Source organism: Bradyrhizobium yuanmingense (assembly GCF_900094575.1).
In the GTDB taxonomy this organism is placed as follows: domain Bacteria; phylum Pseudomonadota; class Alphaproteobacteria; order Rhizobiales; family Xanthobacteraceae; genus Bradyrhizobium; species Bradyrhizobium yuanmingense.
The window spans coordinates 1-13,326 of record NZ_FMAE01000039.1 but is presented as its reverse complement, the minus strand read 5'-3'; the positions used below and the strand labels follow the sequence as shown (position 1 = coordinate 13,326).

Here is a 13,326-nt window from a genome sequence, read left to right as displayed (position 1 = left end):
CATTCTGAAGGTTCTGGACTCTCGGATTAGGGAGGACGGTATCCCGCTTCCAAACACTATTCGCGAAATAAGCCCCAACGACCGAGTCAGCTCTCGCAGCCGTTTCAGTCGCAAACCGTAAAACATAATCGATCACGGAGACAGCGCTTGCAAAGCGGCGTTCGAGAGCGTGGTGCTACCCAGGACAAGCCGCTGGATGGCTCCGCTCCACGGCCTCGCGAGATCGGCGCGATTACCAAGATTGGTCGTGCCCGATGTGAAAGCAGCCGGCGTTCCAGAGACAACGGTACCCTGATTGAGCGATATCGCCATGGCTGACGCGCTCCATGTGCCTGACATCTGCAATGTCGTGCCGGCGGTATAGGCGTTTGCCGTCGTCACCGCATTGGCAGAATTCCGGTTCACGGCCCCCCGATTGGTTGCCGATCCGGAAATCTGGAATTGCGCCGCGCCTGAGTTGGTGTCGAGAAGGCGTGAAAGAATGTTGACGACTTGGTTCGGGCTGCTTGCCCGCATGGAAGCCCAGCCCGCCGTCTGGTTCACCCAAAGATTGTTCAGGGTGGTCCCGAGCGTAATGTTGTCAGCGGCTCGCGTGGCGGACACGCCAGCGGTAATGATCAGTGGTGTTCCAAACGTTCCCGACTCCAGTTGGAAGGCGTTTAGAGACCCTGTGACGGTGACATTAACCGTCCCCGTGGCTGTACAGTTGATCGTGACCGGAGTGCCATTCGTTGCAGTTCCGGCACCCGTAATGGTCGCCGTGCCCGCCGCGATTGCGGCTGAACCGCTGCCGTTTACCCAAAGGGTGTAATTGCCGGTTGCGGAAAGCGTGACGGTCTGAGTGGCAGGCACTGTCGAGTTCAGAAGAAGGTTCGTTGCGGCGCCATAGATGTTGAGGCCGCCAGAATTCAGCGCCAGAGCGTCATTCCCGAACGTGTTGTAGGACGCCCCGGATGCAGACGTCCAGAGAAGGTCAGTCTCGTTCGACGCCCTCGAAATCGCGATCAATGAGGCGATCGAGACCACACCTAGGCCCGTAACCCACGCCCTGTTGTTGGCGAAGTCCACATCAGCGCTGGCGCCGGACATAACCCATGCTGGCGTGCTGGCTGCCGCTCTCCCAAGGGAACCGAGATGGCCAAAGCCCCTTCCCATGGCTCCCAGCTTTCCAAATCCCATGTTTTAGATCTCCAATGGCATGACAAAGCGCTCGGCCAGTCTCACTGACGCCGAGTGCGAAGGGGTGTTTGTGGGGTGGGTTAGCGGCGTCGCATCCTGGCGGTAGCGAGCTCGAACTCGAGCTTATCGGCGAGACCTTCCGAAAGGCGCCAGCGCTGGCAGGAATGATCCCCCGGCCCCAGCATCAACGTGATCTCGCCATCAACCACGGTTACGCATCCGACCGCAGCCACCGTTATGCTGCGGTCTCCAGTGGAGGGCAAATCGGTTCTCCGTCCTGGTCCAGCTTGCAGTTCGGGCCAGCCTGCATCAGCGCCGAGTAGTGGTCGTGATGCGTCCCATTCAATGCCGGTGTCTTGATCCAACCTGCCGCCTCCCAGACGTGCGCGAAGCCATGAGGAACGTACTTGAAATAGGTGATCATTTCACGAGCCACCATAACCCAATATTCGAAAAAGCGTAACCGGCATAGACTACGCCCATCGACGGATTTTCGAGGTAGAACTGTTCGGCTGCGATGTAGGCGTAGATCACGCCGACGAAGCACACCAGCGCGGGTGACATCATTCAGATTTTGTCCTCTTGCGTCCGCGCTGAACAGCCCGGAATTGTAGTTTCCCGTCCTCAACGCGATAATCAACGTCGTGCTCAAGGCCGCAGCCGCAGCACATCTCTCGCTGTTTCTTCCATGTGATCGTGACCCACTCACCGTCTTCGACCTGAACGACTTTCCTCGTCATCAGTCGCCCCCGACCAGCCAGTCGGGGAGATCACAGTCATCAAATGCCATGGGCTCGTCGTCGGCCAAGTGATAGCGCCTCACGTGACCCGCGTGCCTTCGAACCACGACCCGCAGTCGTTGCACTGGAATCGATAGTATTTGTACGCCTTCTTTACCGCGACGCCGCGACGCTGTGTGTTCGTGCTTCCGCATGTCGGGCATCCAACCCTATCCTGATAAGCCTTATAGAGGTTGAGGTTCGGGTGATTGGGCGCCCAGCACTTCAGCCGCTCGTAAGCGTTGGCGAGCAGCGCCGTATCCTGCTTGCCGTACCGCCGCATGGTGGCCCAGGCCTTCAGATCGCCTTCGACGCAGCCTCGCCACAGCGCCGCTCCCGTGTTGGGGATCTTGCGCCCCTCCCCGAGATACCGGCCGATATTGTCCAGCTTGTTGCTGTCGAACTTGAAGACCCGGCGGGCGATCTTGAGTGTGTCGATCGTCTTGTATGGGCTTGGCGGCTGGAAGCCGTTGACGATCAATCGGCTGTTGATCTTCTTGATGTCGAATGCGTCGCCGTTGTGCGCGCAAACAAGGTCCGCTTCATCCAGGAGAGAATGAAGATCGCGGCAAAGATCCTTATCGTCGTGTTTGCTGCGCTTATAGCGAGGAAAGTCAGGAAGGCAGACTGTCTTGACCTGCTTTTCGTGCGCCCATTTGTAGGAGAACATGAGGATGAAGGTGTCACGTTCAACCCAGACCGCTCCGGCATAGGGTGGTCGCATCGACCACGACGTCATCAGGATGGGAGCGGTTTCGATGTCCAGAAATAGGAGTTTTGCCCCCATTCAGGTCAGCATCCCCGGCAGGAAGCAGCGCACTACCGGCTTCCCATCGTAGTGATACAGCCACACCAAGGCGCGACCATCCTTGTTCGGCACCGGAACGATTGCCGGCGGCGGGACCTCGAGCCATTGCCCCTCAACAAAGACCTCGTACCCGTCACCCTTCGACCGCCACTGAAGCTCGTCAAGGTGCGTTGCGTCTTCGGATGGGCCGCCGCAGCATGGCCCCTTGCCGCTCTGGAGCGATCTGTACCAGTCGTCTAGGCCGGGCTTGTTGCGGTCGTGGGCGGCTACTTGCCCTGTCGCCAGAGCCACCATTCCCGCGCAAAGCACACCAGCGACAAGACGGCTACCACGATGCAATAGGCTGCCACGAACTTCAGACTGATCAGCCCCATGCGCTAAATTTCCTCGTATCTGTCTAATTCTGAGCAAAGCCCCCATCCTTTCGTCCAGACGATGTGAACCCCACCGAGCTCGTCCTTGGCGGCAGCCCGGTAGGAAATGACGCAGTAATCAGTTTGAACTGGCTTGATCTTGATGGGCTGATCGATGAAGGCGCAAACAATGGTTGCGATCGCAAACGCGATCAGCATTGCCTTGATCATCGATGCAGCATCGCTTGTAAGCCGAGCCAGATGGCCCCGAGAACGCCACCAACAATCGTCGTGATGACGACCTTGAACGTGTACCCCTGCGCCTGCTCTACGCTCTTCCGCCAGCGGCGAAGGTGCATGAAGTCGGCGGCCAGTTCCTTATGGTCCCCGTCCTCGATGCCGAACCGAGCCAAGGTAGCGACGACGGCCTTTGTTGCGATGGCCTCCGCTTCCTCCTGCGTCATTTCCAGCACTTCACGTTGCGGCCAGACCGATTGTGAATCTGGATCTGCTCGATCGTCGGCGCCGTATCGCGCTTGGAATAGGTGATCTTGCTAGTCCAGTCGCACTTCGCCTGCCTAGCAGTCGCGGCAGTCAGGGTCTCTTCGGTGTGTTTGCACCCCACCAGCAGACTTGCGGCGAACAGTGCGAACAGCATCTTCGCGCGCCTTTTTTGCCTCACTGGCTCCGAAATTGTTTGCAGCATTCCACTGAGCGCGGACACGTTGTTCACCGTTGTAGACTCCTATCGTAAATGCGGCCATGAACGCGGCGACGACCAATCCGGCCCAGAGAAATTCTTTCTTAAACACAGGCGAGAACCAGGCGGCAGCGAACAGCCCGAGCATGACCACGCTGCCCGTGCCGAAGTAGGCAATCAGGGGCATGATCCCGGCGAGGGCGATGTAGATTGTGCTCATTTCTGCCACCACTTCTTTGTCGGGCATCTCATGGCTTGCGGCTTCGCTCGTAGATGATGTAAGCGACCAGCAAGCCGGCAACGATCACGGCGACCACGCGCCAGTCCGTAAGGAAGCCCATCACGGACGTGATTGAGAGTCCGCCAAGAGCGGATGAAGCCCACGCGATCTTGCTCTTGATGATCTTCAGGAGAGAGCTTTCGGGAGCCGCATCAGGCGGGATGTCGTCAACTTCGTCGCCGCCGACATCGCTGTCGCCGTCCATTTGTGGCGGGTCGATAAAGCCGAGAGGAGCGGCGCCGCGCGAACAGAACTCGAAATGCATGGGATCAGTGCGACCACGATAATCTCCGCCCCAGAGCGCGCCCTGCCGCTTGAACGCATCAACGACGGGCTGCGGCATGATCCCGTGGCCCGTGTTGAAACCATTGTGCTCGGCGTCGAAGTCGATCGCGGCGCCATAGGCATGGTTCGACCACTTGGTCCTGCTGCCACGGATCAGCCGCGGATTGTATGCGCCGGAGTACTTCGACACACTGATTGCATCGATCTTCGATTGATCCCGGCCGTAGTGCTCCCAGATCTCATCCAGAGCGGCCTTGAGGGCCGGCGCGGCCTTCTTGTGAAACATGATGGACTTGATGGGCTTGCCCTCGTAGGTCATCCGGAACGGAGGGACAACGGGGACAAGGCGCTGGCCGGGCTCTCCCTTCGCAGGGTCGCCGTAGAACGCCTTCAGCGATGCGGCGTCGTCATTCGGCCAGCGCATCAGATCTTGCCCACGGCCCAATCGTAGGCGGCCAGAAGCTTGGCTTTGATCTGGGGCCAGAAGTAAACGGTCAGGCCTCCGGCAAGGAAAGATAGTGCATGGCTAATCATTGGCAGGTCCTTTCGGCTACCGTGGGTTGATGCTAAAAAGCCTCCGGCTGGGAGGCTGATTTGAGGAACTTCATATCTTTGGTGGTCGCGGCGGCTTTGGTGCTGCTGCTCCAACCCGTCTACTTCTTCGCGATGGCGAATCTCGACAACATCATCTCAAAAGAGCGGACGTGGCTGCACATCAAGAGCGCCTTCGATTCCGGCGTCCTTGTCGATGCCTCACACCGGAACCAGATCATCGCGAGCGGCGATCGGTTTACCGACTGCTATGCCCTTGGCGAGGGCATGCAGCCAAATGTCGGCCCACTCGAAGAAGGCATCATGGCCCCTCGCCCCGCCTCTGAGCGGCACGCCTGCGATGACCTGAAGCAGGCCGCGGTAGACCCCAACAGTGTCAATTGGCAGCGTTACGCTCGGTACTGGCATGGATACCGGATCTACAGCGCGCCCCTTGCGTCGCTGATACCGATCCTACTCTTGAAGCTCGTCAATCTGGCCGTTCTGGCCAGCGTGGCCGCGCTCTTCGTCGTTCAATCAGACCGGCTGATTGGCACACGGGCGACCATCTGGCTTTGTGCTCCGGTCGTGCTCCTGTCCGACTTCGTCCGTATCTGGCACGTAACGCCACACACGGTCAGCACCGTGGTGATCGTGGGCGGCGCCGGTATATTCGCCCGAATGATCCACAGCGGCTCATCGGACCGCGCGCTCATCGTGAGTGCAGCCGCCTTCGGCTCCGTGTTCAACTTCGTTGACTTTTTGGTCAACCCGCCGTGGATGCCGATGCTGTTGGCGTTCTTTCTTTTGGCGGCCGGTCGTCGTTCCGGCTTCGCTTTGCTAGTCGTCTTGGCATGGTTTGCAGGCTACGCCGCCACGTGGTCGGCCAAGTGGCTGTCTGCCTACTTCGTTGACCCGTCCTTCGACATCCTCTCAGATGTGCTTGGTGCGGCCACATTCAGGATAGCGGGCGACTTTGTGAAGGTCTCGCACTATCCGCTTGCGGCAACAACAAAGGTGTTCCTGAACGCCTTCCTGAGTTGGGGAGTTATCTTGTTCGTCCCCGCGCTGATCTTCCTCGGGGTCAAATTAACGCCAAGACTTGCGACGGCGTGGCCCGCTCTAATTCCGATTGTCTGGTTTGAGATATTGAGCAATCACAGCCAGATTCACGATCTATTCGTTTCCAGGAGCGCCGCGGCTGCTATTGGAGTTTGCCTGGCATCCGCACAGATGGCGCGGATGTTAGATAATCCGCAGCAATTTGTTGGCGATGATAGTTGGCTGAAGCAGAGCGAAGGGCGTGCTCGTGCCTCCTTGAGCCACACCCGTGAACGACTGAGCTGAGAGCGTAACCGTTGAACTGAGGCCAGATGCAGCAATGGTGCTAACGCCGAAGCTGCTACCTGATACGTCGTAATTGCTACCAGCCGAATAGGTGAAGCTCAACTGCGGTCCGACTGAGCCGGACGGCGTGTAAGCTGGGAGGTTTGCGGTCGCGAGTGTCTTGGTTTCACCGCCGCCAGCCGAGCCCAACGCCGCTGGATTTGCGCCCAGGTAGGTGGTCGTCAATCTGCCAGCGTCACTTCCCCCCATGTCTCCCCTGCCCGCAATAACGCGGCCTCGCAGATCAGGGACGTTAAACGTGGTTGACCCGTCGCCAGAACCATAGGTCGTGCTGAACATGGAAAACAGCGTCGAATAGGTCGTGCGCGAGATAGCCTGGCCATAAGCGAGGACAAAGGAGCTGTTAGGTGCGGTTGAGCCCCAGTAATCGATGCTTGCCCCGATCGGGATAGAGTAGGGGTTGGAAAAGAAGCTCTGAAGATAGAACGCCTGATCGCTGTTGTTGTAGAGCGCAACGTATGGCGTCCCCTCGATCAGAACACCCGCCGGAAGTTCGACGGAGGGAGCCGAGCGAAGCGGCTTTGCGCCGAGGCCGTCAACGTTGAGCGTGACCGTGGCGCCATTCGTCGCGTGAGGCGTGAAGGCCACGATCTGGCCGCTGAGATGCGCCAGCGTATCGAATACCTGGTACGTCGTGACCGTATAAGCCGTCGAGGTGCCGCCCGTCGTGATTGCGCCTGCGATGTCGTCACGGTAGCCAGCCAGAGACGCCATCATGGAGCGCGCAGAGTCGTTGACGGCGCTCGGGGCCATGCCCTCAGCCCAATTGACGTTAGAGTCAGCCGTGGCGTTGCTGGCCGCCGTGCGCGACCAGAGATAATGGAAAAGACCCATCGATTAGCCTCTTGAGAAGATCGGGGCGCGCTGCTGGAGCGCATTGCGAAGGCCGGCGAGATTGACCGGCCGGCGCTGGACAAACTGAATGGGCGGGGCCTGCATGGCCTGCTCGGCGGGCATTTGGGCGAACAGACCGCCTCCGGTCTGCTGGGGCGCCTGCGGGAAGGTGGGGGCCTGAAGGAGACCGCCAGCCTGGGGAGGAGCGAGGCCGGTGGGGGATTGAGGGGCTTGCGCCAGAAGGCCGCTTGCCGGGGCTGCGGGGGCTGCCTGTGCGGGCTGGGGCTGGGGGCTACTTCCACCCATCTTCCTGTCCGCCCACGCCTGCAAGTCCCGCGCGGTCATGTTGGCAAGGAATGGATTGGCCTTGACGACGGCGGCGCCGAGGACGTCGCCAGCCATGGCATTCGGATCGGCCTGGAGCACTTTCACCGCCCCGCCCGGTCCTGCGAAATGGGCGAGATAGGTCGTGCCGGGGGTTACAGGGACTCCGGCTTTTGATAGGATGGCTTGGTTTTGGTTGGCGTAGGCTTCCGTCATCTCCCGCGAAAGCTGCGGGTCGGTTTTCAGAGCCAGCAGTTCGGCGTCGGTCTTGCCGGCGAGATCGGGCTTAGCCTGCCGGATGGTTGCCAGCCACGTGCTGTCGATGAACTGACCGAGACCGGACGCAGACGAACGAGGATTGGTGGCATTTGGGTTGCCGCCGCTCTCGACGCCGATAATGGAGTCAACCAAGCCCATGTGGTGGTTTTGCCTTCAAGGTCTGATCATGTTTGCGGTGATTGCGACGAACATTCACTTGAAATGGACGCCGAACGGGTTGATTCCGGCCCTATTGGGCTACGGGCTGGCCTACGGGTTGACCTATCTGCTGACGAATTGGCGGCGCAGCAACGGCTAGCGTCTGCAAGATGCGCTGCGACTTGGTCGGAAGCTGAGCGACGACATGCGGCAACTGTGCGGCAACTTGCTGAGCCAGCGGAGAACGCGACCGCACCAGGAAATCCAGAGACTTCACGGCGCTCTTGGTGGACATATCGCCGATCTTCTTGGCAAGATAGCCGACAGCAGGCAGCGCAACAGCGCCCATAGGGCCAGCCGCACCATAACCAGCGCCAGCGCTCAGCACGCCAGACACACTGCCCGTAGGGGCAAGCTTTCCGATGTAGCGCGCCACGTTGCCGACCGGCGTTCCGCGCGCCACCTGGTTCATCGCCTCGATCTCAGACTGATTGAAGCCGAGCCGCTGGGCCTTCGGAACGATGTCGTTATTGACCGGGCGAACAAGCTGCTTGATGGCCTGGCGGAGCGCGTTATCCTCGTTGGCGCCAGAGCCGGCCGTTGCCGCGTTCAAATCGCCAAGTGCAGCTTTGCCCATGACCGTATTGGAACGCTTGCCGGCAGCGTAGTTGCCGACCGCGTCCTGCACGGTCTTGCTGTAGAGCGCGGCGTCGCCCGCCACCACATCAGCAGCGGTCAAGCCCTTCTGGCTTCCAACCAGCGTTTCGAGAGCCTTGCGGGCGGCTTCACGGGTCGGAGCATCCGAGCTCATCTTTAAGTTAGTGAGCTGCTTGCGGATCAGTTCGATCTCGTTCATGGGCACGGCGACCGGAGGAAGACCCGGAGCGGACGCACCCAAAGCCTCCAGCCGATCGACGGCCTTAAAGACCGGAGCCTGCCCCTCGGGATCGAAGCCCCGCAAAGCCGACCGCATGTCGTTCGCGGCGTTCGAGGTGAAGTCCGGCTTGACCACCACGTTCATATCCTCGGCGGCCTTGAACTGGCCCCGCGCGGTCGTGAGGATGTCTTCCGTGGACGGGATGGCGTTCGCGGCCGAACGAGCGGCGCCCATCTGCTGAAACTTACGAGCCGCCGCGGTAGCGCCGCCAGCACCAAGGAGAGCGCCCGCGACCTCGCCATAAGGCCCGGCAACCGCCCTACCCGCCTCGCTCGCGACCGCAGGCGCTGCCACGCGCGTTAAGGCCTTCACAGCCAGGGCTTCAGGACCGCCGATCAAAGCCGGGGCGAAGTCGGCCGCCTTTTGGAGCAAGCGGCCCGGCTCGGTTTTCGCCTCATAGCTCGAGCCGAGGGATTCCCGGATGGCCTCCGAACCGTAATCAGACCGCGGCGTCAGGTTGTCGCCGAGGGCGCGAAGGCCGAGATGATAGAGATCGCCAGGCAAGCCGAGCAGGCTACCGGCAGCGCGTCCGGGAGCAGACGCGGCCGACTTCGCCAGGTCCTCGCCGACGCCAACCGAAGGCTGAGCGGGCACTGCCTTTGGCAGAGACTTCGCGATCTCTTCGACGGTCGCATGCTGCTGTTCGGGGGCCAGCTTAAGGAAGCTGTCATCAACCGACACTCGCGTTCCGCCGATATCGAGAACGGCCATTATTGCACGATGCTCCAGCTCACACCCGATTGAGTGGTGTTGCCGGCAGGCGACTTGTAGCCGGGGCCCGCCGTCTTCTTCATCGCCTCCATAGCAACGCGGCGAGCCTCTGCCTTCTGAGCAACCACACCAGGACCATCACCCGGTTGCGGGAAGAACTGGCGGTCATACTGCGTGTATTCGTCTCGGCCGATCGCGGCGCCCGACTCTTTGCGGAGAAGAGCCGTCACCCACTCGCGCTTGGCCTGCTCCATCTTCTGGAAGTTCTCGGTCTTGAGGAAGTTGCCAGCAACCGGGATCGAGCCAGCGGCGCCCTGCGCCGCACCAGAAAGTCCAAGACCCTCTGTGCTGACTTTGCTAAAGCTCTTTTCGGCATTCTCCATGCGGTTGCCGAATTGCTCGGCGGCGCCTTGCACTTCGGTTTTCTTGCCGGCCGCTGCGTCAGCGTTGATCTTGGCAATTTCGTTGGCGAACGTCTTGCGGCCAGCGGCATCAAGTCCGGCAGGATAAGGAATGATCTTTCCGTCAGGACCAGCGACGCCCTGGCTGTTCGCCTCCCCGCCGCCAAAAGCAGTTTCGACCTTGCCCGTTTGCGGATCAGTCCGGACGAGCGTGCCATCGTCCATCTTCTGGAAGCCGTAGTTCTTTTTTTCCAGAGCCTGGGCCAAGATCGTTTTGCCGGCCTCGGGGTTCAGGATGGCAAGCATGGCCTTTTGCCGCCCTACGAGCGGCACCAGCGCCTCATATTGAGCACGAAGATTTTGCTGCGCCTGAGAGCGCGCGTCGTTGCCAGTCAGCTTTGCAATGAGGCCGTTCGGATTGAAGATGCGCGAAAGAGGCGCCGGCCCTTCAAGTGCCGGCGGAAGCGCACCAGAGGGCCCAGCGGACGGCAATTGCCCCTGCGTTAGCGTGGCGGACGGCGGCGTCATGGCCTGCTGCGGGATGTACTGATCCGGATTGCCGACGCGCGGCATCTGGTAATTGCCAACAGCAATCGGGTTCTCAAGCTGCGGGGCAGCCGGAGCGGAAGCAGGAGCCGGCGCCTGAGGCTGCGGCAAGGTTGGCGTGGGCATGAAGGCGGGAGCGCCCGTGCTGAAGACGGACGGCGGCGCAGCCGGCGCCCGGGGCGCTACGTTAATGCCCGTGAACGATCCCATCGGGTCATACTGCGGACCGCTGTTGTCCATCTGCGGCTGCGGCATGTTGCGATAGTAGTCGAAGACGTTGCCGAGCAAACCAGCGCCAACCGTCCCGATCGGGTTCGTCAGGTAATCGAGGAGTCCAGCCATCTATCGTCCTACAGGAAGTTCAGGAGGCCCATGACGCCGCTGCCCGAGCTCTGGCCACCGGGGCCATTCGAGAAGCTGCCAAGGCCGCTCATGGCCTGCTGGAATTGCTGCCAACCGGAGGCCTGGTTTTCAGTCTTGCTCGTGCCGCTCGAAGTGCCACCGAGGCCAGCGATGGGAACGCCGATCTGGGCAAGAAGGCCAAGGTTAGACAACGGGATGTTGAGCCGCTGAGCCTCAGCCGCCAAGTTCGACTTCGCGGCCTCGTTCATGGCGTCAAGGCCGGTCCCGACCGAGGAAACGCCCGCGCCGCGGTTGCTGTTGTAGAGGCTCTGCAAGCCGGTATTGAGCCCAGCCGTGGTGTTGCCGGCGTTGTAGAGGTTGCCGGCCGCGCCCTGCTGGTTCTGGACGTTCTGATTGTACTGAGCGGCGATCGTCGGAGCGACGCCCTGAGCGATGCCGCGGCCGAGCGCTTGAGCATTCGCCCCGGAGAAGTCGCGACCCGCCCCAGCGAACCTGCTATTATTGGCGTTCGTGATGTCCGACACCATCGTGCTGATGGCGTCCTTGAACCCTGGCGTGGAATACGGGTCATAATTGACGTTGGACGCCAGCGGGTTAGTCTGGTCGTAATACTGCTTATAGGCGTTGTTGATCGCGCCCTGCTGATTGAGCGCACCGCCGCCGCTGAGCATGTCCTGGGTGTAGGACTGGATAGCCGGGTTGTAGCCGCTCGCCGTCGCGTTGTTCTTCTGGATCGTGTTCAGTGCGTCGTTCTGCACGCTCGTAAGGCCGGTCTGCGGCAGATAGGAATTGAGCTGACCGAGAATGCCCGTAAGGGTGCTCTGTGCCGGCGCCCAGGGGTTGGTCTCGCTCGATTGCGTGGTCGTGCTAGTGCTCTTGCCGCCCAAGGCGCTTCTCCAAGATGACGTGTTCGGCGCGATAGCCAGTCAACACCCGCTCCCAACCTTTGCGGCCATAGATCCGCATAGAGGAGCAGCCTTCGTTTTCTGCGTACTTCTCGATTTCAGCGAACAGCGGAAGCCAGCGGTCACGATCGTAACCAGAGCACGCCGTCAGCACGCAAACTTTGCTCAATGGCTTCACAAGCTGCGTTGTTGCCGCAGCCATGATCTCGCTGCCATTCCAAGCGATCCAGCAGAGCTGCATGCCCGTCAGGACGTCAGCCTCGATGTCAGCGAAGCTGCTGAGGCCAGTTCGCTCGATAGCCGCCCTGATCTTGTCCCGCACATGCGGCCACATCTCATCGATGCGTGCCGGATCAACGCAGATGAGCTGAGCGATCAAACGTCCCGCCCCCGACGATCGACCCAACCAACCGTGTTGATGTACATCGACCCGTTAGAGCCGTTGGATGTTGCCCTCACCCGGCCGGATGTGTCGGTCCTGACATAAGCGCCCGTGACGCCAGGATGTGTGCTGTCCACGCTGTAAAGCGTCGCATTCGTCGCGGTCGTGACGGTGGGCGCCGTAATGTCGGGCGAGGACACGAACAGGTAGTTGCTCGAGGTGACGTTGAACCAGAGAATGGACAATTGCGCCAAGACCTGAACGCCAGTTGGAACGGTCAGGGTGTAGAGCGTACCCGACGTTCCCGGATTCTGCGCGTTGGCGTTGTTGACGATAGTGTCCCACAAGAACTCGTCGCCAAGCTGAACAAACTTGACCCACTGCGCCGATCCATTTGTCAGCATCGAACCAATGCGCCGCTTGAGCGTGTAGCTGGCCGGCATCGTCGGCGCTGATGCCGAAGTCGAGATCAACACGTCTTCAACGTCGGTGTCGGTCCGCTTGATCAGAAAGACGTGATACCACGTGCTGTTGGCGACCGACCCAGTATCAAGCGCGCCATTACCCGTTCCGACCGCCCAAGAACTTGTTGTCTTGCTGATGGCTGACGCCAAAGCCATGACAGCAGTTCCGGCACTATCAGCAGCAGAGCCCGCCGCAACCGAGAACGTGGCGCTGGAGCCCACCGTCGAGAGCGTCAGACCGAATAAATGGCCAGGAGTAAGGTTCGTTATATTGGTCGTATTGGTCGCAGTGTTGGCCGTGTTCGTCGCGACACTCGTTTGCAGTGACGCAATGTCTGTCTCAGCCGCATTGATGGCTGCAGCGTACTGCTGCAGGGCCATATTCTGCTTTTTTTGATCGGTCTCCAGCGTTCCAGGCGCGTAGACCGTCATCAGGTAAAGCCCTCTGGCCTCACATCAGGCTCGACGCCGGCTGCGAAGGTCCACGCCGTTGAAGCCGGGATACGCACCTTGAACCGCGAGTACCGCGTCGAGCGGCGCATATCGCAACGACCGGTTCGCGAGTTGCGCACGATCTCAGCCGTAGAGGTTGGCGCATCCTGCTGCGTCTCGCGATAGGAAGCTGAGCCATAAAACGTCGTTGCATCCGTGACCGGCCGGAAGCCGTTCACATAAATCCGCCGCCCATCCGTGCCCTGCTCGGCCGTCTCGAGCGTGGCC

16 protein-coding genes and 1 pseudogene are annotated in these 13,326 nt (G+C 60.5%); 1 reads left to right on the top strand and 16 read right to left on the bottom strand.

Features of this window, described 5'->3' with window-relative positions; all coding sequences use genetic code 11:
* Positions 1-132: 132 nt before the first annotated feature.
* The 8 genes from GA0061099_RS37415 to GA0061099_RS37380 form a co-directional block, all read right to left on the bottom strand.
* On the bottom strand, positions 133-1,179 hold the full coding sequence (locus GA0061099_RS37415; RefSeq protein ID WP_141697785.1) for a hypothetical protein: 1,047 nt from the start codon (positions 1,177-1,179) through the stop codon (positions 133-135).
* A gap of 235 nt (positions 1,180-1,414) precedes the next feature.
* Positions 1,415-1,603: a hypothetical protein gene (locus GA0061099_RS37410; RefSeq protein WP_074448565.1), complete on the bottom strand. Its 189-nt coding sequence runs from the start codon at positions 1,601-1,603 to the stop codon at positions 1,415-1,417.
* A complete protein-coding gene (locus tag GA0061099_RS41715) occupies positions 1,600-1,746 on the bottom strand; it encodes a hypothetical protein (protein WP_158644899.1) in 147 nt (48 codons plus the stop codon). Before GA0061099_RS41715 ends, GA0061099_RS37410 begins: the two co-directional genes overlap by 4 nt.
* Positions 1,747-1,998: 252 nt before the next feature.
* Positions 1,999-2,745, bottom strand: coding sequence for a ribonuclease H-like domain-containing protein (locus tag GA0061099_RS37405; protein WP_074448564.1), 747 nt, complete (start codon positions 2,743-2,745; stop codon positions 1,999-2,001).
* 398 nt (positions 2,746-3,143) lie between these two features.
* On the bottom strand, positions 3,144-3,350 hold the full coding sequence (locus GA0061099_RS37395; protein ID WP_074448562.1) for a hypothetical protein: 207 nt from the start codon (positions 3,348-3,350) through the stop codon (positions 3,144-3,146).
* Positions 3,347-3,583, bottom strand: a complete 237-nt coding sequence (locus GA0061099_RS37390; protein WP_074448561.1) for a hypothetical protein — start codon at positions 3,581-3,583, stop codon at positions 3,347-3,349. Before GA0061099_RS37390 ends, GA0061099_RS37395 begins: the two co-directional genes overlap by 4 nt.
* A gap of 114 nt (positions 3,584-3,697) precedes the next feature.
* Entirely contained in the window at positions 3,698-4,066 is a 369-nt protein-coding gene (locus GA0061099_RS37385) for a hypothetical protein (RefSeq protein WP_074448560.1), read from the bottom strand.
* A gap of 1 nt (position 4,067) precedes the next feature.
* Positions 4,068-4,808, bottom strand: a complete 741-nt coding sequence (locus tag GA0061099_RS37380; RefSeq protein WP_244621010.1) for a M15 family metallopeptidase — start codon at positions 4,806-4,808, stop codon at positions 4,068-4,070.
* A 170-nt stretch (positions 4,809-4,978) separates the two neighbouring features.
* On the opposite strand from GA0061099_RS37380, the gene GA0061099_RS40800 reads away from it, so the two are divergent.
* Complete coding sequence (locus GA0061099_RS40800) at positions 4,979-6,262, top strand: hypothetical protein (RefSeq protein ID WP_141697784.1); 1,284 nt, start codon at positions 4,979-4,981, stop codon at positions 6,260-6,262.
* Here GA0061099_RS40800 and GA0061099_RS37370 read toward each other — a convergent pair.
* The 8 genes and pseudogenes from GA0061099_RS37370 to GA0061099_RS37335 all read right to left on the bottom strand — a co-directional run.
* Complete coding sequence (locus tag GA0061099_RS37370) at positions 6,161-7,156, bottom strand: phage tail protein (RefSeq protein ID WP_074448558.1); 996 nt, start codon at positions 7,154-7,156, stop codon at positions 6,161-6,163. The genes GA0061099_RS40800 and GA0061099_RS37370 overlap by 102 nt on opposite strands.
* A gap of 3 nt (positions 7,157-7,159) precedes the next feature.
* Positions 7,160-7,897 carry a transglycosylase SLT domain-containing protein gene (locus tag GA0061099_RS37365; protein WP_074448557.1) on the bottom strand — a complete coding sequence of 246 codons (738 nt, stop codon included), beginning with the start codon at positions 7,895-7,897 and terminating at the stop codon, positions 7,160-7,162.
* A 91-nt stretch (positions 7,898-7,988) separates the two neighbouring features.
* Positions 7,989-9,545: a hypothetical protein gene (locus GA0061099_RS37360; protein WP_074448556.1), complete on the bottom strand. Its 1,557-nt coding sequence runs from the start codon at positions 9,543-9,545 to the stop codon at positions 7,989-7,991.
* On the bottom strand, positions 9,545-10,834 hold the full coding sequence (locus GA0061099_RS37355) for a hypothetical protein (RefSeq protein WP_141697783.1): 1,290 nt from the start codon (positions 10,832-10,834) through the stop codon (positions 9,545-9,547). Before GA0061099_RS37355 ends, GA0061099_RS37360 begins: the two co-directional genes overlap by 1 nt.
* 8 nt (positions 10,835-10,842) lie before the next feature.
* Complete coding sequence (locus GA0061099_RS37350) at positions 10,843-11,742, bottom strand: hypothetical protein (protein ID WP_074448554.1); 900 nt, start codon at positions 11,740-11,742, stop codon at positions 10,843-10,845.
* Positions 11,723-12,139 carry a hypothetical protein gene (locus tag GA0061099_RS37345; RefSeq protein WP_244621009.1) on the bottom strand — a complete coding sequence of 139 codons (417 nt, stop codon included), beginning with the start codon at positions 12,137-12,139 and terminating at the stop codon, positions 11,723-11,725. The genes GA0061099_RS37350 and GA0061099_RS37345 overlap by 20 nt, the downstream gene beginning before the upstream one ends.
* Entirely contained in the window at positions 12,136-13,038 is a 903-nt protein-coding gene (locus GA0061099_RS37340) for a hypothetical protein (RefSeq protein WP_074448553.1), read from the bottom strand. Before GA0061099_RS37340 ends, GA0061099_RS37345 begins: the two co-directional genes overlap by 4 nt.
* A pseudogene (locus tag GA0061099_RS37335) lies at positions 13,038-13,326 on the bottom strand (hypothetical protein); the annotation flags it as partial. The gene GA0061099_RS37340 and the pseudogene GA0061099_RS37335, both read right to left, overlap by 1 nt.

What these genes read in the sequence shown, in the direction of transcription:
- GA0061099_RS37415 (WP_141697785.1), bottom strand. Translation starts at nt 1,179, where the DNA reads ATGGGATTTGGAAAGCTGGGAGCCATGGGAAGGGGCTTTGGCCATCTC.
- GA0061099_RS37410 (WP_074448565.1), bottom strand. Translation starts at nt 1,603, where the DNA reads ATGATCACCTATTTCAAGTACGTTCCTCATGGCTTCGCGCACGTCTGG.
- GA0061099_RS41715 (WP_158644899.1), bottom strand. Translation starts at nt 1,746, where the DNA reads ATGATGTCACCCGCGCTGGTGTGCTTCGTCGGCGTGATCTACGCCTAC.
- GA0061099_RS37405 (WP_074448564.1), bottom strand. Translation starts at nt 2,745, where the DNA reads ATGGGGGCAAAACTCCTATTTCTGGACATCGAAACCGCTCCCATCCTG.
- GA0061099_RS37395 (WP_074448562.1), bottom strand. Translation starts at nt 3,350, where the DNA reads ATGATCAAGGCAATGCTGATCGCGTTTGCGATCGCAACCATTGTTTGC.
- GA0061099_RS37390 (WP_074448561.1), bottom strand. Translation starts at nt 3,583, where the DNA reads ATGACGCAGGAGGAAGCGGAGGCCATCGCAACAAAGGCCGTCGTCGCT.
- GA0061099_RS37385 (WP_074448560.1), bottom strand. Translation starts at nt 4,066, where the DNA reads ATGCCCGACAAAGAAGTGGTGGCAGAAATGAGCACAATCTACATCGCC.
- GA0061099_RS37380 (WP_244621010.1), bottom strand. Translation starts at nt 4,808, where the DNA reads ATGCGCTGGCCGAATGACGACGCCGCATCGCTGAAGGCGTTCTACGGC.
- GA0061099_RS37370 (WP_074448558.1), bottom strand. Translation starts at nt 7,156, where the DNA reads ATGGGTCTTTTCCATTATCTCTGGTCGCGCACGGCGGCCAGCAACGCC.
- GA0061099_RS37365 (WP_074448557.1), bottom strand. Translation starts at nt 7,897, where the DNA reads ATGGGCTTGGTTGACTCCATTATCGGCGTCGAGAGCGGCGGCAACCCA.
- GA0061099_RS37360 (WP_074448556.1), bottom strand. Translation starts at nt 9,545, where the DNA reads ATGGCCGTTCTCGATATCGGCGGAACGCGAGTGTCGGTTGATGACAGC.
- GA0061099_RS37355 (WP_141697783.1), bottom strand. Translation starts at nt 10,834, where the DNA reads ATGGCTGGACTCCTCGATTACCTGACGAACCCGATCGGGACGGTTGGC.
- GA0061099_RS37340 (WP_074448553.1), bottom strand. Translation starts at nt 13,038, where the DNA reads ATGACGGTCTACGCGCCTGGAACGCTGGAGACCGATCAAAAAAAGCAG.